Source organism: Pseudomonas sp. EL_65y_Pfl1_R83 (assembly GCF_963970695.1).
Classification (GTDB): Bacteria; Pseudomonadota; Gammaproteobacteria; order Pseudomonadales; family Pseudomonadaceae; genus Aquipseudomonas; species Aquipseudomonas tritici.
Genome location: NZ_CAXAQI010000051.1, coordinates 1 through 921 on the forward strand (window position 1 = coordinate 1; position 921 = coordinate 921).

Genomic DNA, 921 nt, shown 5'->3' on the forward strand with positions numbered 1-921 from the left:
CGTAGGCCGTGCGCTGGCCGTCAAACCCGGTTTCCTGTTGGATCAGGCCGTTGCTGTGGTACTGGAGCCGGTAGGTTTCGCCGACTTCGTTTTCGATCTCGGTCAGCAGTAGCCGGGCGTTGTCGTAACGGTAGTTGACCTGGGTGCCATCGGCGTTGATGCGGCGGCTGATCAGGTGCAGGCCGTCGGCGTATTCGTAGCGGGTGACGTGCCCCAGTTCATCGCGTTCGGAGGTGATTTTTCCGTAGGCGTTGTAGGTATATTTACGCGTGTCACCGCTCGGCAAGACGATTTGGACTAGGCGCCCAACGTTGTTCCACTCGAACTGTGTAAGCGCGCCGTGCTCGTCTTCCTGGGTGATTTTTCGCCCAAGGTCGTCATAGCGATAGCGCTTGATTCCGCCATTCGGCCATTGTTCTTCAAGCAGTTGTCCGCGTTCATTCCAGACCAGCCGCTGACAACTGTGATCCGGAAACCAAACCCCAATTAGCTGCCCGTGTTTGTTATAGCTGTAGTCCGTAGAGTTACCGTCTGGATCGGTCCTACGCGTAACGTCGCCCTGGTCATTACGCTCGTATTTCCAAACCGCCAGACTCCGCCTTACAACCCGTACGAAGCCATTGTCATGCTCGTAGGAAGTCGGCTCATCATCCCCTGGAAACACTGCCACCAAGCGCCCAGCGTCGTCGTATTGGTAGGCTGTTATCGCGCCGAGAGGATCTTGCTCAACCGTCAGCCGGCCTTTGTCATCGTAGGACTTGAAATGCTCAGCACCATCGGGATCCACCCGCCTCACCAGCCGCGCCCGCTGGTCATGCACGTAGACTTCCTGGCTGCCATCGGCGTTATGAACCGTGACCTGGCCGTTGTCATCCCACACATACCGCGTGTCCATCTGCGAAAAGCTCGCCCAATGCCGGA

General features: G+C 57.5%; 1 pseudogene. It reads right to left on the reverse strand.

The window, feature by feature from the left end:
• Positions 1-921, reverse strand: a pseudogene (locus tag AACY08_RS27515) (type IV secretion protein Rhs); the annotation flags it as partial.